Annotated in this window: 1 protein-coding gene; it reads right to left on the reverse strand. The window is 70.5% G+C overall.

Annotated elements, in window-relative coordinates; genetic code table 11:
- A partial coding sequence (locus IVB47_RS02065) for a DUF1522 domain-containing protein (protein WP_247459557.1) occupies positions 1 to 217 on the reverse strand: 217 nt, incomplete at both ends.

Here is a 217-nt window from a genome sequence, read left to right on the forward strand (position 1 = left end):
ATGGTGTTGCCGCTGCCGTCGGTGACGAGATTGCCGCTGACGCCCGAGCCGGACGCAACCGCGGTCGAGGCCGGAGCGGAGCCCGAGCGGAAGGTGATGGTCTTGCCGTTCACGGTCAGCGTGTCGCCATCGGCCGGCTGGGCGTTGCCGGACAGACCGGTTGCGGTCGTGCCGTTGGTGGCGATCAGCGTGATGGCGCCGGTCAGGGCCGTGGTGC

Origin of the sequence: Bradyrhizobium sp. 62, from assembly GCF_023073035.1 — a bacterium.
In the GTDB taxonomy this organism is placed as follows: Bacteria; Pseudomonadota; Alphaproteobacteria; order Rhizobiales; family Xanthobacteraceae; genus Bradyrhizobium.